The sequence below is a fragment of the Paraburkholderia sp. GAS32 genome (assembly GCF_050434225.1).
GTDB classification, from domain to species: Bacteria; Pseudomonadota; Gammaproteobacteria; order Burkholderiales; family Burkholderiaceae; genus Paraburkholderia; species Paraburkholderia madseniana.
Window position 1 is genome coordinate 21,336 of sequence record NZ_JBNPVS010000047.1, and the last position, 19,647, is coordinate 40,982.

General features: G+C 64.2%; 13 protein-coding genes and 1 pseudogene. 3 read left to right on the forward strand and 11 right to left on the reverse strand.

What is annotated here, in order from left to right; translation table 11 throughout:
- Positions 1-7: 7 nt before the first annotated feature.
- The 5 genes from P3T25_RS38205 to wecB form a co-directional block, all read right to left on the reverse strand.
- The gene (locus tag P3T25_RS38205; RefSeq protein ID WP_429362315.1) at positions 8-745 is read right to left on the reverse strand and encodes an alginate O-acetyltransferase AlgF; all 738 of its coding nucleotides are present in this window, start codon (positions 743-745) and stop codon (positions 8-10) included.
- Between the two features lie 15 nt (positions 746-760).
- Positions 761-3,505, reverse strand: a complete 2,745-nt coding sequence (locus tag P3T25_RS38210; protein ID WP_429362317.1) for an NfrA family protein — start codon at positions 3,503-3,505, stop codon at positions 761-763.
- Complete coding sequence (locus P3T25_RS38215; RefSeq protein WP_168435860.1) at positions 3,502-5,724, reverse strand: glycosyl transferase family protein; 2,223 nt, start codon at positions 5,722-5,724, stop codon at positions 3,502-3,504. The genes P3T25_RS38210 and P3T25_RS38215 overlap by 4 nt, the downstream gene beginning before the upstream one ends.
- Entirely contained in the window at positions 5,721-7,907 is a 2,187-nt protein-coding gene (locus P3T25_RS38220) for a cellulose synthase (RefSeq protein WP_429362356.1), read from the reverse strand. Before P3T25_RS38220 ends, P3T25_RS38215 begins: the two co-directional genes overlap by 4 nt.
- Before the next feature lie 101 nt (positions 7,908-8,008).
- Positions 8,009-9,205, reverse strand: coding sequence for a non-hydrolyzing UDP-N-acetylglucosamine 2-epimerase (gene wecB / locus P3T25_RS38225; RefSeq protein WP_429362319.1), 1,197 nt, complete (start codon positions 9,203-9,205; stop codon positions 8,009-8,011).
- A 970-nt stretch (positions 9,206-10,175) separates the two neighbouring features.
- Here wecB and P3T25_RS38230 point away from each other — a divergent pair.
- Entirely contained in the window at positions 10,176-10,337 is a 162-nt protein-coding gene (locus P3T25_RS38230) for a DUF1328 domain-containing protein (protein WP_035551387.1), read from the forward strand.
- Positions 10,338-10,467: 130 nt separating this feature from the next.
- Here P3T25_RS38230 and P3T25_RS38235 read toward each other — a convergent pair whose 3' ends face one another.
- Together P3T25_RS38235 and P3T25_RS38240 are read right to left on the reverse strand one after the other, a co-directional pair.
- Complete coding sequence (locus P3T25_RS38235; RefSeq protein ID WP_429362321.1) at positions 10,468-11,097, reverse strand: GNAT family N-acetyltransferase; 630 nt, start codon at positions 11,095-11,097, stop codon at positions 10,468-10,470.
- Between the two features lie 129 nt (positions 11,098-11,226).
- Complete coding sequence (locus P3T25_RS38240) at positions 11,227-12,150, reverse strand: LysR substrate-binding domain-containing protein (RefSeq protein ID WP_429362323.1); 924 nt, start codon at positions 12,148-12,150, stop codon at positions 11,227-11,229.
- Between the two features lie 81 nt (positions 12,151-12,231).
- Between P3T25_RS38240 and P3T25_RS38245 the strand changes: the two genes are divergently transcribed.
- On the forward strand, positions 12,232-13,128 hold the full coding sequence (locus tag P3T25_RS38245; protein WP_154564241.1) for an EamA family transporter: 897 nt from the start codon (positions 12,232-12,234) through the stop codon (positions 13,126-13,128).
- A gap of 35 nt (positions 13,129-13,163) precedes the next feature.
- Here P3T25_RS38245 and rfbC read toward each other — a convergent pair whose 3' ends face one another.
- Positions 13,164-13,715 (reverse strand): dTDP-4-dehydrorhamnose 3,5-epimerase, encoded by a 552-nt coding sequence (gene rfbC, locus P3T25_RS38250; RefSeq protein WP_154564243.1) that lies wholly within the window; start codon positions 13,713-13,715, stop codon positions 13,164-13,166.
- Positions 13,716-13,866: 151 nt separating this feature from the next.
- Entirely contained in the window at positions 13,867-14,862 is a 996-nt protein-coding gene (locus P3T25_RS38255; RefSeq protein WP_154564245.1) for a GlxA family transcriptional regulator, read from the reverse strand.
- A 765-nt stretch (positions 14,863-15,627) separates the two neighbouring features.
- Here P3T25_RS38255 and P3T25_RS38260 point away from each other — a divergent pair.
- Positions 15,628-16,002, forward strand: a complete 375-nt coding sequence (locus tag P3T25_RS38260) for a hypothetical protein (protein WP_154564247.1) — start codon at positions 15,628-15,630, stop codon at positions 16,000-16,002.
- A gap of 133 nt (positions 16,003-16,135) precedes the next feature.
- Here P3T25_RS38260 and P3T25_RS38265 read toward each other — a convergent pair whose 3' ends face one another.
- On the reverse strand, positions 16,136-19,336 hold the full coding sequence (locus P3T25_RS38265; protein ID WP_429362327.1) for a multidrug efflux RND transporter permease subunit: 3,201 nt from the start codon (positions 19,334-19,336) through the stop codon (positions 16,136-16,138).
- A gap of 13 nt (positions 19,337-19,349) precedes the next feature.
- Positions 19,350-19,580: pseudogene (locus P3T25_RS38270) on the reverse strand (GNAT family N-acetyltransferase); the annotation flags it as partial.
- Positions 19,581-19,647: the final 67 nt, after the last annotated feature.

Consider the following 19,647-nt stretch of genomic DNA (forward strand, 5'->3'; position numbering starts at 1 on the left):
GTGCCGCTCAATTCGCGGCCGGCGGCCACGCGAGCGCATCGCGTGCGCCGCTCAACACCGGCTTTGCGGCATCGCCGGTGACGAACAGGCTGTAGCTGTCACCGGCAGCGAGCGCAGGCAACGGCAGCACCGCGCTCGCCACCGCGCCGCACTGCCCCACCAGCTTCGCGCTGACCGGATTGATCGCGCGCGTGTCCTGCGCGCCCGCGGCCACTTGAGCGAACACCGTCGGACCATTGCCGTCCACTCCGATCTTCGCGCTGCAACCGGGCGCGAAATTGAACGCGCGCAAAGTCGCCTTCAATCCATCGACCCGCTCATAGCGGCCGACGATCCGCGTCGCATGCCACCCCTTTGCATCATGACGCAGCGCGACGGTGACGGCGTCGCCTGCACGTGTCGCTGCATTCGCCGTCGCATTGGCCGAACCGGCGGCATCGGCCAGAGCCTTACCGTCGACCGTGACGCGTGGCGGCGTGCCTTCCGTCAGCACGCTAAAGCGCGTGACCGCGCCCGGCGCGAGCGTCTGCGGCGCTTCGCTGCCGGCGAGCGCGACCCGCACCGCCTGCGACGATGCGTTCAGCACGCGCAGATACGACGCGTTGGCGGGCGGCTGCGGTCCATACAGGCTCGCGACATCGTCAGCAGCCGCGTGCGCCACGCCAGCCGACAGCAGCGCGGCTGAGGCCACGGCCGCTGCCATCACCGCTGCCACCTTCGATTTACCCAAGCGGTTTCTTTTCATTTGATTCGTCCGGAGTCAATACGAGTAGATCGCGCCGAAGAAGACGCCGCGCGCACGTTCGTCACCCGTGATCTTCAGGCGGTACTGCACCGACAGATCGACATACGAGCGCGGTGCGTCGTATTTGCCGTCGCGGAACCAGTAACGCGTCGAAATCCCCACACCGGCGCCGAGCGGAATGCTGTGGTTGACGCTCGAGTCGTAGTCCGCGCCGATTACCGCATACGGGAACACGGTCCACTTCGGGCTGTAACGGTCCATGCGGAAGGTGCGGCCCAGTTCGAGATTAGTGGTCGCGTAGACCGATCCGGCGTTCAGATAGGTGCCCGTTTCGGCGTAGACCTGCGCGGTCCACCACGACGGCACGTCCACCCGGCGCTCGGTGCCGTAGCCACCCGAATACGCGAGCCGCGCGAGCCAGTCGGGATTGACCTGCGAGCCGATCGGAATGATCCGTTCGAAGGCGACGATCGCGTCGATCTGCGAGAACGGCTTGGCGCGCGCGCCGACGGTGGCCTGCAAGGTATCGATGCCGCTCGCGCCACCGTTCTTCACGCCGAAACTTTCATAGCCACGCGCGTAGAGCTCGAACATCCGGTCGCCGAGACTGCCGAACGGACGCCAGTAGGCTTCCACGCCTGCTTGCCAGTTGTTCGACGTGCCGGGCGTCGGCGACGACGCATAGCCCGGCTGCATGCCCGCGCCACGATAGTTGAGCGATGCGTCGAAGCCCCAGTTGCGCGTGGCCTCGGCGTGGGCGCTGCGCATCTCGTTCAGTTGCGCCGGTGTGACCGGCGGCGTGTCGTCCGTTGGTGTGGCGCTCGCGTCGATGGCGCGCTCGAAGTACTGCGCGGCTTCGTGATTGTGGTGCGCCTGGACGGCCGCATAGCCCGCGTCGGCAGCGGCGCTGGCCGGCAGGGTGCCGGCCTTGTCGGCCATGCTGAAGCGCTGGTACGCGACCTTGTTGTTGCCGGCACGTTGCGCGATATACGCGGCCGTCATGTCGGGCATGGCGTCGAGCATGCCGGCATCGACCATCTTTTGCGCTTCGCGCGTCGCGGCGGAATCGTCGCCGGCCGTGCTCAGCGCGTTGATCAGTTCCACACGATGCTGCGGATCGTCCGGGGCTGCCTTGACCGCTTCGCGTGCATAGCCGACCGCACCGGTTTTGTCGTTCGCGGCCGCGGCAGTCGCCGTGGCGCGCGCCGCGGTGAAACCGGGATCGGCCGCGTAGACGTCGCAGCTTGCGCCGAATTGATCGACGACGCAGTCGATGATTGGGCGTCGGGCCGGATCGAATGAGGAGATCGGGGCGGTCGCTGAGCTAGTTGCGTTGGCTGCGTTCGTTGCGTTCGTTGCGGTCGTTGCGGTCGTTGCGGTCGTTGCGGTCGACGCATTCGGCCCCGCCAACGCATGCGCCAACAATTGCCGCGCCTGATAACGGCGCAGCGCGATCGGCGGATCGGTGTCATCGCGATCCATCTTCAGCGGCGCGAGCAGATCGAGCGCGCGCTGCGGCTGTCCTTCGGCGATCCACACGTCGGCGATGATCACGCGCGCCACGCGCTGGTTGCGCTGGGTCGCGTCGTTGGCATGCAGCGCTTTGGCGAAGTCCGCCTCGGCTTCCGCCGTCTTGCCCTGCGCGGCCAGCGTGTAGCCACGCAGCGTAAGCGGCATGATTTCCGTATCGTCGGCGGCAATGGCAGCACTCGCCGCCGCTTGCACGCCTGGCAGATCGTTCGCGGCGAACAGCGCGTCGATCAACTGGATGCGGTAGCCGACCAGATCCGGCGCATAGGCGACCGCCTCGCGCGCGAGCGCGGCGGCCTCCACGTAGTCGCCCTTCTTGCGCGCCGCGAACGACGCACCCGACGACTTCGGCGCCAGACGGCTGCCGATGAAGCTGCGCCTCACGCGCAGTTCGTCGTTGTCGCCGAAGCGCTTTCTTGCATCGAAATCGGCGTTCCATGCATCGGTGTCCTGACCGGCCGCGCTCGCCGCGTCGATCAGCAGCAAGCGCAGGCGCAGCAGATCGGGACGCAACGCGATCGCCTCGTTCGCGTACCTGACCGTGCCCGAGAAATCCTTCGCCGCATACGCCTTGTAGGCCTGCTGCGCGGCCTTCAACGCAGCGCCCGTCAGCGCGTCCGGGTCGCCCGGTTGCTGGCGGCCGGCGCGGGCGACCGCGCGGGTCGACACGTTCAGCGCGTCGATCTGCTTGCGACGCGAGACCAGCGCAGGATCGCGGCCGATCTGTGCGATCGCGTCGCCGAGCGAGCGGCTTGCTTCGTTATAACGGCGAAGCGCAGCGAGCGCGTTGGCGAGCAGCACGCGCAGCGATACGACGTCGGGGCGCTGGCGAATCGCCTCGCGCGCCCGCGCGATCGCGCCGGTGTAGTCGCCGCGCCCATAGGCCGCATACGCTTCCTGCGCCACCCGATAGGCGGCGCCGCTCAACGGCAGCGCATTGTGTTCGGATGGGGCCGGCTGCGGCGCGGCCGCTGCTCTCTGTGCATACACCGCTGCGCTGCTCAAGCACAACGCGCCGACCACCATTGCAGCGGTGACGCCACGCAACGTGAATGCGGACGCCGCAATCGGAGTCGCAGTTGGAGCCGCAGTTGGAGTCGCAGTCGAAGCCGTCGCTGTAACCCTAGTTACAGCGCACGCGAAAGCGGACGCCGCCGTTGAGCCAGAAGCCGAAGCCACCAAAGAAGCGCGCCCCATCCACGCACGCCGGGTGAAAAAAGAATCGCTCATTCGGATGCCGCCAAAGCGCCCTGAAGACGGCGCTGTTGCTGGATTACGTTCTCGAGTGCGGCACGCGAGATCACCCCGCGCGCCACCATGTAGTCGCCGATGCGGCCATGGCGATCCGGGCGGTAGTCCTGCATCGCCGCTTCGAAAGCCTCGCGGCGGACGTGGCCATGCTCGATCAGCAGATCGCCGATCAGCGGTACGCTGCGTGCCGGCACAGGCTCGGCACCGCCGGCCGACGATGCGCCCGCTGACGCACCTTCCACCCCACCCGCCGTACCCGCCTGCTCGCCCTCGCCCGCCGGCGCCGCGATCTCGACGCCGCGCAACACGCGCAGCCCCGCGGCGATCTCGCCCTCACGAACGATCTCCTGCACGACCTGCCCCCCCACCAGCGCGCTCAGTTCCGCGAACACCGGTTCGGCGAGCGGACTCGCGCTCAGCAGAATCGTGCGGCCGCCCGCGGCGTCGGCCTGCGGCAACACGCGGTGGCGCACGATCGCTTCGAGCGGCAAGCGCTTCGCATCGTCCTTGATGCGTTCGAGCGCCACGCGGCCACGCGGCAAATCAGACTGAAAGGCAATGGCTTCCGCGAGGGTTTCCTCGTCGAGCCAGCCCTTGGCCATCAGCACGCGACCGAGCGGCGCTTCACGCGCATGGCTTTCGCCGAGCGCCTGTTCGAGTTTGTCCGGATCGATGGCCTGCCACGACAGCAGCAATTCCCCAAGACGCTGACGGCGATTGTTAAAGCCGTCGGCCGATGGAAAGTCATGCATGGTCTTGTCCCATGCCAGCCGCTTGCCGGTCACGAGATGCGTGAGGAACATCTTCCACGCACGCGAGACAGCCATGAAGTTGATGAAGTTGCCCACCACCATGCGCGGCACGGACAGCACCCCATGCTCCCAGCCGTACAGACGGGTCACGAAATAGATCCGCTGCACCACGCGCAACAGCAACGCGCAACCGTTGGCCCACAGCAGCGCTTGCAGCCACGGCGAATCGGCGAACGGCGAAGCGATCAGCTCCGGCATCCAGCCGAGCAGATCGGCGCCGGCGAAGAGCAGAAACTGGATCACCAGCGCATACGCGATGATGCCGACGAACGCGGTAACGATGCCTTTGCGGTCACGGAACAGCAGATAGCGGTTGGCGAGCGAGCCGCTCCAGCCGGTCTGCTTCCACCCTTGCAAGCCGATGCCGAGCGTCCAGCGCGCGCGCTGCCGGTAAGCGGTGCGAAACGTATCGGGGAAGAATTCGCGCACGCAGAGCGGCATCGTCACGGTGATGTCGCGTTCGCGGCCAAGGCCGAACCACGCCTTGCGGCGTGTGGCGAATTGCACCGGAAAGCGCGCGAAGATCGACTGCATGCCCATCTTGCCGAGGCGCGCGCCGACGTCGTAGTCCTCGGTGAGGCTCTCGGTGTTAAACGGCTGATTGTCGGTTTCAGCGTTCAGCGCGAGTAGCGCGCGCCGCGAAAAACACGTGCCGACGCCCGCCGAAGGCACCGAGCCGACCAGGCTCTCGCGCACCACCAGATCCTTCGCGTGCCATTCGGCGAACTCGTCCATATAGGTGCCGGCCACGAGTTCGAACCAGTTGCGCTCGAGCGAGGCCACCGGCAACTGGATCATGTCCTTGCGCGGCAGCAGGTAATTGAAAAAGCGCAACTCGACCGGATGCAGCACATCCTCGCTGTCGTGCAGCACCACGCCGGCGAATTCGACGCCCGTTTCGGCCTCATACCTGAAGATCGCCTGGATCACCCAGTTCAGACAGTCGGCCTTGCAGGTCGGACCGTCGTGCGGCACTTCCACGCGTCGCAACTGCTTATAGCGGCGGCGCATCCGCTCGACTTCGGCGATAGTCTGCGGGTCGTTCTGATAGGTGCCGACGAACACCACATAGTTGCGGTAGTCCATCACCCGCACCATGTCTTCGATCATCGCCGCGACCACGTCGTACTCGTGCCACGCGGGCACCATGATCGCGATCGGCTGCTCGTCGCGCTGATACAACTGCGCGCTGGTGAGCGGCTTGTAGGCGCGCTGCACCGTGAAGCGGCGATAGAGCGTGCGGGTCCAGTACCAGAGGTCGATGAACAGATCGTCGAGGCTGGACAGCAGGATGATGAACGCCACCAGCGCCGCGACGTATTCGAGCCCATGGTAATAGTGGGCTACCGCGTAGCCCGCATACCATTTGATTAGCGCGAAGCTCACGACTTGTCCTGATTCCTGCGGCGCGCCACGCTGGCCACCAGCAGCAACACGATCAGCAAGCCGACGAGGCCGGCCGGGATGCCCCAGCGCACCCAGCTCTGCATGAACCACGGGCCTTGCACGTCTTCTGCATCGACCACTTCGCCCGGATGACGCGTATCGAACTGGCGCAACGTGCCGCTGCCGTCGACGATCGCGACGTCGCCACGCGACAGTTGCAGCGACGCCGGCAGAATCGCTGCCGTATCGCCCACCGTGCGATACACGATGCCCGATACGCTGCCCGACTTGACGGCTTCGATCACGCCGACGCGGTTCAAACCCGAAATATCCGCCAGCATCTTGCCGGATGCATCGGTGAGCGACAGACGGTCTTTCGACAGATGGGCGAGGCTCTTCTCATCGGCGAGCGTGACGTCGGCCGCGAGGAAGGCGCCCTTCGGGCTCGCCGCTTCGCCGTCACGCGCAACGCTGAAGATCGCACGGGTCGGCGCGATGCCGCTCGCGTTCGCCAGGCGCGCGACGCGCGGCAGCACTTGTGTGGCGTCGTTCAGATACGAGGCCGGCACGATCACATTCGCTTCCGACGCGAACCGCGCCACCATGCCGGTGAAGTCGTCGCCGACTTTCGCATCGGTTAGCGTCAGATGGCTGCTCGGCAGCACGGCAATCGGATGACCCTGGCCGCGCGCCTGACAGCCGCCTTCCGGTTGACGCTGAAACACCACGCGCAGCAGGTTGTTCGGGGCGAGCGCGTAATGCGGCACGCGGGCGGCGATGCGCTGCGGTTTGCCGTTGGCGGTCAGCAGTTGCGAGCCGATCAGCACGTCGTTGAAATAGATCGAGGCGGTTTGCGCGGTGTTGTTCGGCGTCGGCGACGCGGCCACGTCGAGCACCACGGTGCCCGGCAACTTGCCGTTGCCCGATGCCGCGCCCAGATCGAAACTCGCGTCCCAGGTGGCCCGGCCCTGCACGTCGAGCGTGCGTGGCTGGCCGCCCAGCAGCGACAGTGCGATTTCGTCGCCGCGCGTGTTCGGTGCGGTGTCGATCTGATGGACCACGAGGCGGCTCGTCACGTCGATCGGACGCCACGAGCGCGCGAGGACCGCCACGCCGTCGTTATCGCCGATCACGATCGCGGTCTGGCCACCGAGGTGAGCAAGGCGCACTTCGCCCGAGGCGAGCGGCCTCGCGATCGGGTCGATCGCGCGGGCGCGCCATGCATCGAAAGCCTCGCTTGCGCCCGGCGCGGCGCCGACGACCTGTTCGCGCAAGGCATCGAGGGAAGTCTTCAGCGTGTTGCGCACCGTGTCGTCGGCGACGATCACGTCCGGCGCGAACGCCGAGCGCGGCGTGAGTGCGATCAAGGCGCCCGCTTCCGCCGGGTTCGCCAGCTTGTGCGAACCGCCCGCGGCCAACGCCGCAAAAGCCGGAACCGCGCGCAGCGGCGCCGGCACCTCGGTGTCGCCCAGATCGACCGTGTCGCCCACCGCCGGCCACGTCCGCGTTGCCGGCGTGCGGCCTTCGCGTTGCAGCAGCGCTTCGACGCGCCAGCCTGCATCGAACGCCGGTGCCGCGAGCGTGCTCGCGCCGAGCATCACTACCGGCTTTTGCGGCAAGGCGCTCCACGCGCTGCGCAGATCGACGACCGCATCCGGATCGTAGCGATAGGTCAGGCGCGAAGTCGGCGCGATACGCCAGACGTTGCCGATCGCGGTCTGATCGGTACAGATGTTATCGCTGAGCACCGACGACCAGTCGAGGCCCACGCGCACGAAGCCGCCCGGCCGTGCCGCGCCATCCACGCCGAGACTCGCCGACGCATCGCCCTGGTCCTGTGTCGGGCTGCGCGAGAGCACCGGTGCGCCGTCGAGCGACACCAGCATGGTCGTGCGGCCGCCGTTGCCGCGCAGATAGCTGCCGTCGATCTGCAAGGCCGCGTCGCTCAAGGGCACGCCGGCCGGCACCGGCAGATACAGTTCCTGACGGCCGTCCGGCGCGCGCAACACGACCGGATCGCGCATTCCCAGTTCGGCCAGCGACACCGTGCGCGTCGCGAGACGGCCGCTGCCGAGTTGCGCGAGGCTGCCAGCGACGTCGGCCGGCTGTTGAGCATGGGCCGTCGAGGCGAGCAACAGCAGCACGGCAAGGGCGTTCAGGCGAGGACGCGCGAGGCGGCGCATTGGCGTATGGGAGGTCACGTTGTCTTTTCTCTTAATTAGCGCACAAACAGTGAAGCTGATTCGCACTGCATGGATTGTCTGGAACTGCGGCCCGCGCGGCGCTATTGCACGGCTTCCGCGCGCTGCGCATTCGGAACCTGCCCCGTCCCACCGATGCCGCCACTCACGAACTCGTCGAACGGGCGCCCGGTCAACGCCGCGACGATCCGTTGCGACGCATGGCCGTCGCCGTATGGGTTGACGCGATGCGCGAAATCGTCGCGCTCGCCGGCGTCGTCGAGTAAGCCCGTCACCGCGCGTACGATCGCTTCGCGCTCCGTGCCGACGAGGCGCACCGTGCCGGCCGCCACTGCTTCCGGACGCTCGGTCACGTCGCGCATCACCAGCACCGGTTTGCCGAGCGCGGGGGCTTCTTCCTGCACGCCGCCGGAGTCGGTGAGAATGATCGAGGCACGCTGCATCAGACGCACAAAACCCAGGTAGTCCAGCGGATCGATCAGATGCAAGTTGCGCGCCGTGCCGAGGGTTTCCTGCACCGGGCCACGCACATTCGGATTCAAATGCACCGGATAGACGATCTGGACCCTGTTGGTCCTCGCCAGATCCGCGAGTGCCGCGCAGATATTCGCGAAGCCCGCACCGAAGCTCTCGCGGCGATGGCCCGTGACGAGCAACACCGGCAGCACGCCGTCGAGGAACGGCAAGCGCGCGTCGAGCTCGGCGCGCAATGCCGCGTCGTTGTCGATGCGCGCGGTGGTGAGGTTCAGTGCGTCGATCACCGTATTGCCGGTCACGATGATCCTGCCGTGCAGCGCTTCGTGCGCGAGGTTCGCTTTCGAGCTCGCGGTCGGCGCGAACATCAGATCGCTCATTACGTCGACCACGCGGCGGTTCATTTCTTCCGGCCACGGCTGCATCAGGTTGCCGGTACGCAGACCCGCTTCGACGTGACCGATCGGAATCCGCCGATGAAACGAGGCCAGCGCCGCCGTGGACGCGGTGGTCGTATCGCCGTGCACCAGCACACGATCCGGCTGAACGGTTGCGAGCACGTCGTCGAGCGACGCGATGAGGCGCGACGCCAGACCGTTGAGCGTCTGGTTGCCGGTCATCAGGGCGAGATTGTGATGCGGCTTGATCTGGAACAGATCGAGTACCTGATCGAGCATCTGCTGATGCTGGCCTGTGACGCAGACCACCGACTCGATGCCGGCGTCAGCTTCCAGTTGTTTGACCAGCGGTGCCATTTTGATGCCTTCCGGCCGCGTCCCGAAAATCGACAGAATCCTCGTTGGCATATGCCCTCGATCTTTATTTGAATGTTTTATTGGCGGCAGGCAATGCGGAGCACGCGTTAATATCGCACCCCGATATTTACCGATCTGACTTGCCCGTCGCCGATAATTAGCGGCAGTTCCCATATACGCCGGGAACGAATCGATCGGATGTAATAACTGCCGACTGGATTCACTTGAGCGTCGTTTGAACGAGCGGCCATTGATGGTGAATCGATGCGCATTCTAGCGCGTATTTCCGCCTATCTCACAATGGATTTTGCCTATGTGGCACGTCCGCGGCGGCGCCTTGCAGCCGGGAAACGGGATTTTTTGCCGACGAAGCCGGGTGATTAAGCCAGCGCAAACGTTTTCCGAATGTTTATGAAAGCGTTAAATTCAGGCTAATCATTTTCAAAATCCGTAAATGTTAAATCAGAATTAACATTTACTCCGCCTCATTCGCTCAAGTGGAATTGCCCGCTGATTAAGGCTGCGCAAACGTTATCGGCGGATTCGACGTGGTGCGGGCAATATCATGAACGACTCGTTCAAATTGACCGTGCGTCTCACTTGCTGGATTCGCGTTCGATTCCCGCGGCCAGTTCGGCGATCTGCGACTCCGCAAATACGCGGATGCCGTGCTGTTGCGGCAACGCGACAGTAACGCCGGTAGCGGGGTGGGTTTGGTTGTTGAACGCGCCAGATCAAGCCAATCACGAGCCAAGCGAATCGGCATCGATCAATCGCTTCATAAGGGTTCCGAATTATATGAGGCGGCGGCAACACGACCAGGCACGTTTCCGGCACGCGTTCGAAGATCATCAGTTGATTGAGTTTCAGCTCACGGATCAGGAGCGCCCCTGCTCGTCCCGCTGCTGGGCACACGTATTGCTCCATATCGCTCGCCGGCAACGACACGTCAAAGCACGCAGTGCCCACAACGAGTAGCCGTTTTCAACTTCGATCCAGCAATCCATCGGTGGGAGGCCCCATGCTTCGATACGCCGTAATCTTCTTCATCATCGCGATCATCGCCGCGGTATTCGGCTTCGGCGGCATTGCCGCAGGCGCAACGGAAATCGCCAAGGTCCTGTTCTTTATCTTCGTGGTGATCTTCCTCGTCACCTTGCTGATGGGCGTGATGCGACGCTGACCTCCGCATCGAACAGGTAGGAAGAAACACCCGCCCCGGTGCGAGGATCAGCAGCGCGTTGCAATACTTGCCACACGGTATTGCAATAGTTGCTGCCCGCGCCGGGGGTTTTATCGCCAGCCCACCCACCTCACGCCGCGCGCGCGATCCTCGTCGGCACAGTCAACCTATGCGACCAGTTCGCGAGCGTGCGCGTCGCCACCGGTGGTTTGCTCAAGATCGCGCTGTCGTAGTGCTTGCCGTCAAAGCGCACGAAATCGACAATGCGAAACCCCTGCCCTCTGTAAAACGCAATCAGGTGTGCAGCCGGCTGCGGCGTATCGAGCGCGAGTTCCGCATAGCCGCGCGTCGCCGCCCAGTGGTCGGCGAAAGCGATCAACAGCGTACCGATGCCACGCGCCTGCCACACCGGCTCCACGCCGAACTGACGCAAGCTGGCAATATCGTCACGCCGGTAGAGTTCGCACGACGACTCGCGGTCCGGTGCATATAGCGTCATCGTGCCGACAATGCGTCCTTCGCAGACCGCCACGTAGCAATCGCCGCGCGTCGCGCGTGAACGTGTCGTCTCCACCGTTTGATCCACACAGGTGCAATTCAGCCCCATTGCACCGAGTCGTGTGAAAGCGCGATGCAGCAGCGCGGTCAACGCGACATACGAATCGCGCGACGGATCGAAGCGGCGCAGTTCGACACGGCCCGCGCCGTGACACACGTAATCGATACGGACAGATTGCTGCGTCGTTGCACGTCGCTTCACGTTGAGCACCTCGCGCTATCAAGATGCACGAAGTGTAGATTTCGCGCGTAGGCGTCTCAAGAAAAAATGTCGTAAAAACTCACATGGGATGTGCGTGCCAGCATGTTGCTGGCACAGCTTGCCCACGCATTAGGCCGCCGGCACCACAAGCGGCTCGCTCTCCCGCAAACCAAGATGCAATTCCTCGCAGAGGAACGTCTGCAATGTCTGCACGGCGGCCGCCTGCGCACCGGAGACTGGGCGCATGAAGAGTCCGAAATCGGCGGTCGGCGCATCGGGCAATCCATCGGCCTGACCGAGCACGCGCATCGACTCCGAGCGGATATTGCCGTCGAGCAGCACCGACACGCCGAGCCCCGCTTCCACGGCCGACTGCACCGCCGGCAAACTGGTGCTGGTGCACACAATGCGCCACGCAATCCCCGCGCGCCGCAGCGCCGTCAACACCTGTTGCTGCCACAGACACGCGCCGCCGAACGCAACCACCGGCAGCACGGCGCCATCGTCGCGGCTAAACCCGCGTGCGCCGACCCAGAAGAGCGGCTGCGTCCACGTCAGCAGCGGCACCGAGTCGACCAGCGCGGGGTCCCCCACCACCACGTCGAGGCCGCCGTCCGCAAGCCGGTTCGACAACGCGGAACTGGTATCGACGACGATCTCCAGCGCCACCTGCGGATAAGCGATCGAAAAACGCCGCAGCGCACGCGGCAAGCGACCGACCGCGATGTCTTCCAGCATGCCGAGCCGCACCGTGCCGGACACCTGCCCCGCGCTCAGCGCCCGCCGCGCATCGGCGCCCGCGCCGAGGATCGTGTGCGCGAACGGCAGCAGCAGATGTCCCGCTTCCGTGAGTTGCACGCCACGCGGCGAGCGGTCGAGCAAACGCTGCCCCAACTCTTCCTCGAGCCGGCGCAATTGCATGCTTACCGCCGCCTGAGTACGCGCAAGGCGGGCCGCCGCCACGCCCACCGCGCCGGTTTCCGCCACGGTGACGAACGCGCGCAGGAGACTGCTGTCGAGATCTCGGGTCATCACGTTTATTGAAGTGGTCATAAGAAATATCAACTTATCTTAATACTGCCTGCACCGATAAGATAGCTTCCACCCCATCCGAAAAGCGGTCACGAGGCCAAGATGCAGGACACCACCATCAAACCCGCGCTGAATCCAGTGCCAACACCAGCTTCAGTGAAGCCCGTCAGTGCCGCAGCCGGCGCAGCGCTCCTGTGCGTGCTGTCGATGTCGAGCGTGCAGTTCGGCGCCGCGCTCTCCGCGCCGACAATGGCTGAGTACGGCTCGCTCAGCACCACCTGGTTGCGTCTTTGCTGGGCGGCCGTCGTGCTTGCGTTGCTGGTGCGCCCGCGTTTCTTCACCTACTCGCGCTCGCATTGGCTCGCGGCCGGTGCGCTGGGGGCCGCGATGGCCGGCATGACGTTGTGCTTTTTCGCGGCGCTGCAGCGGATTCCATTGGGGCTCGCCGTCGCGATCGATTTTCTTGGACCGCTCGCCGTAGCGACTTTCGCGGTGCGCCGCGCGCGAGCAGTACTGTGGCCGGCCCTGGCGATTGCCGGCGTGCTGCTGCTCTCGCGTGATCGCGCGGGCTGGATCGGCGAGCCGCTGGGCGTGCTGCTCGCGTTCGGGGCCGCGCTCGGCTGGGGCAGCTATATCGTGTTGATGAAAAAGATCGGCACGGTGTTCGCCGGCCTTGAAGGATTGTCGGTGTCGCTGATCGCAGCGGCACTGGTTGCCACGCCGTTTGGCTTTGCGCAAAGCGGCACACACATCGCCGCAGGACAGATCGCCGCAACCGCGGGCCTCGCGTTGCTGGTCCCGCTGTTACCCTATGCGCTGGAAATGGTGGCGTTGCGGCACATGCCGGCCTCATCGTTCGGGATACTGATGAGTGTCGAGCCCGCGATCGGCGCGCTGGCTGGCTTCGTGGTGCTGCATCAGCCGATGGGCGTCTTGCAGATCGCAGGCACGCTGCTGGTGGTTGCGGCGAGCGTGGGCGCCGTGGTGGCGACACGCTGAACGGCGTTGAACCGCTGCGTGTGCTTGCGCAGCGCTCAGGCGATATTTTCCGCTTCGTAAAGACGCCGGCCCGCTGCGTCCTTCGCGCCGAGGACCGGCTCGATTTCGATCGGCCACTCGATGCCGATGTCGGGATCGCTCCACAAGATGCAGCGCTCGAGTTCCGGGAACCAGTATTCAGTGGTCTTCCACAGGCATTCGGCGACATCGGACAGCACGACGAAACCGTGTGCGAAGCCCGGCGGCACCCACATCTGCCGATGATTGACCGCGCTCAGGTGTTCGCCGCTCCACTTGCCGAAGGTCGGCGAATTGAGCCGCACGTCCACGGCGACGTCGAACACCTCCCCCACCACCACGCGCACGAGCCGACCTTGCGGCCGATGCACCTGATAGTGCAAGCCGCGCAACACGCCACGCACTGCCCGTAAATGACGGTCTTGCACGAAATTGAAACCTTGCGAGACGTCGTCGGTAAACTCATCCGCGCTGAAGCTCTCGAAGCAGAAGCCAAATTCGTCGCAAAACACCTCGGGCTCGATGAGTTTCACCTCCGGCAATGCTGTCGCCATTACCTTGTTGCCCATGGCCACTGTGCTCGTAAGAAGCCCGCCAGGAGAAAACGCGACCGCCGACGCGCGCACCGGTGCATACGCCGTTGCACACCCCGCTGCACACGCACCCATCCGCTCTGAATTGCACCCTGAGTTGCACCGTCTGCACGGCGCCTGCTCAAGATTACGCCTCGGTCGCCACCCGGCTGCGCGCGCGATATTCGGTGGGCGACAGCGCCATACGCTTGCGGAATATCTTCGCGAGGCGGTCGCCGTTGCCGGTGCCGCTGCGGCGCGCTATCTTATCGACCGGTAATTCTGTTTCGGTCAGGAAGTTGCAGGCAATACGCAGCCTCACCTGGAGCAGATAGTCAGAAGGCGTGACCTGCATTTCATGCTTGAAGCGCCGCAGAAAATTGCGCTCGCTCATCGCCGCCACTTGCGCTGCGTCGGCAACCGACACCGGACGATCGCAATTCGCCTCCATCCAGCGCGCGGCGGCACGGATTTTCTCGGCGACGCTGAGTGTGCCGCCTTCAGCCTGCAGCGGCACCCAGGTGGCGGCCATGCCCGGCATCACCCGATCGGCGACGCTGCGCGCGAGTTCCGCGCCAAGATCGCGCTTGATGAACATCAGCGCGCTGCGCGCGCAGTCGTTACGATCGTTGGCGGCGCTGCGCACGGCATCGGCCGTGGCGCTGCCCAGATAGCGATTCACCTGCAGACCGTCATGCTCCGCGGGACCCGCTGCTTCCAGAACGAGACGGCCCTCGCCGATCGTCTCGATCGCACGGGTTCGCGTTTGCACCGATCGCAACCAGCCCAGCAAGCGTTCGTCGAGTGCGGCCTCATGTGCGCCGTAGCCGCCTGCGATGAAGAGCACGTCGAAACCGCTGCCATAACGTGTGTCGATGCGGTCAGTCCAGATCCGCGCCGACGAAGAACTCGCAACGCTGCCTCCGTCCATCGACAGAAACTGCACTTCGTAAGGCGGCTCTTCGCCAGCCCGCGAGCCCGAGAGTTCGTTGGCGGTCTGGAACATCTCGACCACTGTGCCAGGCCCGAGCAGCCAGAAGCCGTCGAACAGCAACACGCCGATTCGCCGCGCTGCGCTACGCACGTTTAGCGTTGGCGTATGTAACCAGGTAATCCTCGCAGTATCCAGATGCAAGTGCGGCATGATCTTTCCCCAAGCTGTCGTACATTGTGGACCCCGCTGCCCCGTCTGCCGGACGATATGGACGAATTGAATTACGGCGGATGAAAACCACCGGCAACGCCGCTTAACGGATTATGCGTGATGTTAGCCGAATGCCGCGCCATAGTAAATTTGAAAAACAAATCCGCATCGAGAAATTCAATGTATGACGAAAACCATTATTGTGTGTTTCATATGACTTTCGGCATATGAGCCGGCATAGCGACAGGCCATAGCGGCCTGACGACCGCCCGAAGACCGCAACACCTTGCACAGAGCCGCACTCAAGCCTACAGCGCCGTTGCGGCAACTCATCGTGAAGCGTCGAATTCGCGACGGCGATTCACCGAAATCACATACGAAAAATGTTTCAAACGTGAACTCGAAACCTCGCAAATAATGAACATTCAATCTGGCTTTATTCGCAAATCTGGAATTTATCGACAGTGCCAATGTGGCAAACCGCACATTTATTGAAACATTCAAGATTAAGCATTTCGACCCTGCATTCTCATTCGATTAAAAATGTTTCTATATTGAAACATCCGGCTTCTTATACGTATGACCAAATGCGCTTGTCATCGGCCTGCATACCGGGAGAACATCAGACGATTCCATGCTGCAGCGCAAATCGTGCCAGGCGGTTTCCTTAAACAAAGTTTCATCCCTTGATCGTTCTCTTTAAGACTTGGTTAAGAGAGGCGGCGCCATAATTTGCGTACCGTAAGAGCAGCAAGGAGCAGAGATATGTCGCGCCCCATGAGCATCGAGAGAGTCAACGAATACGGACAGAACGCGGTTCGCATCGCCATCGAGGACCGTGCGGTACTGCTCGAAGCGGCCGATCTGGATGCCGTGATCGAGCACCTCAGCGCGATGCGCGCCACGATGCGCCCGGAAGTGCCGAAGGAACCGCTGCGCACCCATCAGTACGTGATTGAAATCGATCCATGCTGGCACACCGAAAAGCATCCGCTGGACGACGGCGCCGTACTGTTCCTGCGGCATTCCGGTCTGGGCTGGGCCGGCTTCGCGCTCCCCACCGCGAGCCTCGCGAGGCTGCATCACGCGTTGACGCAGCAACTGGAAGCCTCGCTCGAAGTACACGGCATGCTCAACTGAATCGGCTGAATCAGCCGATTCGCGAACGCTGGGCAGTGCAGCGCCCGCGCAAGCAGTGAATCAGCCGGCCGGCTGAACGCCGTGCTCGACACTGACGACGGTGGTGCCCACGCGCGGCGTGAGCATCGTAGCCCTATCGGCCGTTCGTCAACTGGCCGCTTTCGCTCGGCTGCCGTCGTGCGCGCCGCTCGTCACGCTTACGGCGCAACTCGGCAAGCCGCCGTTTGCTATACGTTAGCGAGGCGACCGCATGAAACGCGACCGGGGCGAACACGAGGCCAAACAGCGTGGCCGCCAGCACCCCGCCGAACACACCGGTGCCGATCGAGCGACGGCTTTCCGCGCCCGCACCGCTCGACACCACCAGCGGCACGACGCCCAACAGGAATGCTGCCGAAGTCATCACGATCGGCCGGAAGCGCGCGGCGGCCGCTTCGGTCACGGCGCGCGTCAACGGCAGGCCGCGGCGATACAGATCGCGTGCGAACTGCACGATCAGAATCGCGTTCTTCGCCGCGAGGCCGATCACCGTAATCATGCCAACCTTGAAGTACACGTCGTTTGGCATGCCCCGCAGCAGCATCGCAGCGATTGCGCCGATCACGCCGAGCGGCACGACCATCAGCACGGCAAGCGGGATCGCCCAGCTTTCGTACAAGGCAGCGAGCGCCATGAACACGGCCAGCAGCGACAGGCCGATCAGCAACGGCGTGAGCTGTGCCGCCGCGGTTTCTTCACGCGCCGCGTCGACCCAGTCATACGAGACCCCGACCGGCAGCGAAGCAGCGAGCCGCTCCATCTCCGCCATTGCCGCGCCCGAACTGTAGCCGGGCGCAGCGTGGCCGCTCACGTCGAGCGACGGATAGCCGTTATAGCGCGTCAGCATCACCGGACCGATGCTCCAATGACGTGACGCAATCGCGGATAAGGGCACCATGCCGCCGGACGAGTTCGGCACGGCCAGCGCCATCAGATCGTCCTCGGTCATCCGCGTGGCGGCGTCGGCGGAAATCATCACGCGGCGCATCCGGCCACCGGTAGGAAAGTCGTCGATGTAGGTCGAGCCGAAGGTGCTGCCCAGCACATCGGTGATGCGGTCGAACGGCACGCCGAGCGCATACGCTTTCGCACGATCGATGACGAGTTCGACGCGCGGCGCATCCGGCAGATTCTCCGAATGCACGGAAGCCAGCACCGGGTTCGCCTTGGCCTGCGCGAACAGTTGCTCGCGCGCGGCCTTCAGCGCATCCAGCCCGACTCCGCCGCGGTCTTCAAGCCGGAACACGAAGCCGTCCGAATGCCCGAGTCCCGGCACGGAAGGCGGCAAGTGCGCCTCCACATTGCCGTCGAGAATCTTGTCGAACTTCTCGTTGAGCCGCTCGCGCAAGGCCATCGCATCGGTATTGCGCTTGCCCCAGTCTTTCAATTCGACGAAGCCCATCGCCACGTTCTGACCGCTACCGGTAAAACTCCAGCCGATCACACTGGTGACGTGCGCGACGGCGGGTTCGGCGCGCAGGATCGTTTCCATTCGCTGGACCACCGCGAGCGTACGGGCCTGCGTCGCGCCGGCCGGCAATTGCACCATCACCTGCAACTGGCCTTCATCTTCGCTCGGCAAAAAGCCACCGGGCATCTGCCAATAGAGCGCGGCGCACGCGCCGACCAGCACGGCATAGATCGCCAGCATCGGGCCGATACGGCGCAGCGTACGCGCGGTCAGCCCGCGATAGCCGCTCGCGGCCCGATCGAAACCGGTCGTGAAGCGGCTCGCCGCTCGCGCCGCGAAGCCGAGCAGGCCACGGCGGGCATCGCGTTGACTCACCGGGTGCTTGTGCGCTTTCAGCAGATTCGCGCATAGCGCGGGCGTCAACGACAACGCCATGAACGACGACACCAGCATCGACGCGATCATCGACACCGCGAATTGACGGTAAATACCGCCGACACCGCCCGGAAAGAACGCCATCGGCACGAACACGGCGGTCAGCACCGCGGTCACGCCGACGATCGCGCCGCCGATCTGCGTCATCGCCTTACGGGTGGCCTCGCGCGGCGGCAGGCCCTCCTCTTCCATCACGCGATGCACGCTCTCCACCACCACGATCGCATCGTCGACGAGAATCCCGATTGCCAGAACAAGGCCGAACATCGTGAACACATTGATCGACAGGCCGCAGGCGTACATCGCGAGAAACGCGCCCATCAGCGTGACCGGAATCACCACCGTCGGCACCAGTGTGTAGCGCAGATCGCGCAGGAACAGCCACATCACGAAGAACACCAGCACCACGGCTTCCGCCAGCGTGACGAGCACCTCGCGAATCGCAATCTTCACGAAATGCGCGTTGTCGAACGGAATTTCGACGGCAACGCCCGGCGGCAAGCCTTTCGATAGTTCGGCAAGCCGCGCGCGGATCGCGTTGGACGTCTCGAGCGCATTGCCGCGCGGCCCGAGTTGAATACCGACGGTCGCCGCGGTCTTGCCGTTCAGGCGGGAGTAGAACGAGTAGTTGTCGCGTCCCAGTTCGACCCGCGCGACGTCCCGCAAGCGCACCGCCGAGCCGTCTGGCAGCGCCTTCAGCACGATCTGGCCGAATTCGGCGGGCGAGATCAGTTGTCCCTTCACGCTCACCGAGGCCGTCAATTGCTGCCCCGGAACGAACGGTGCGTCGCCCAGCGTGCCGGCCGTTACCGTGGCGTTCTGCGCAGCGATCGCGGCGTTCACTTCCGCGGCGCCGAGGCCGTACTCGCGCAGCTTCATCGGATCGAGCCAGATGCGCAATGCTTCGTCGGCGTCCCACAACTCTGCCGCGCCCACGCCCGGCGCGCGCTTCAGTTCGCGCAACACGTAACGGCTCAGGTAGTCGCTCAATTGCACGGAATCGCGCGAGCCATCCGTGGATGTCAGCGCGACCAGCATCAGAAACGTATTGGCCGCCTTGAAAACGCTGATGCCCTGCTGCACGACCTGTTGCGGCAAGCGCGGCTCGACCTGCTTGAGACGGTTCTGGATGTCGACCAGCGCGAGATCCGGATTGGTGCCCGGCGCGAAGGTCGCGTCGATCTCGAGATTGCCGAGGTTGTCGCTGGTCGTTTCGTAGTACAGCATATTGTCGGCGCCGTCGAGACTCTCCTCGATGATGCTGCCGACGTTCGCATCGACCACTTCAGTGGCAGCCCCCGGATAGATGGCGCTGATCACGATGCGCGGCGGCGCAAGACGCGGATACTGCGCTACCGGCAGTTGCGGAATGGCAAGCGCGCCCGCCACGACAATGGCGAGCGCAACAATCCATGCGAAAACCGGGCGGTCGATGAAGAAAAATGGCACGCAAGAAATCCGTTCAGATTGTCTGGAGACGCGGCGCGTCAACGAGGCGGGCCATATGCAGCATGTCGGCCAGTATGCCGTCGCGCAATGCAAAACCGCGCGAGCGGCCTTCTTCGACAAAGCCGAACTTGCGGTACGGCGGGATTGCCGGCCAGTTATCGGCCAGATCGATCAGTTCGGTCATCAGCGCACTACCGATGCCGCGCCGGTGCCATGCGTCGTGTACACCAATGCCGAGCGACGCGCGCAGCGTCAGGCCCTCGGGCAAGCTCTCAGAATTTGATTTTGTTCTTATGTCTTGATTCATAGGC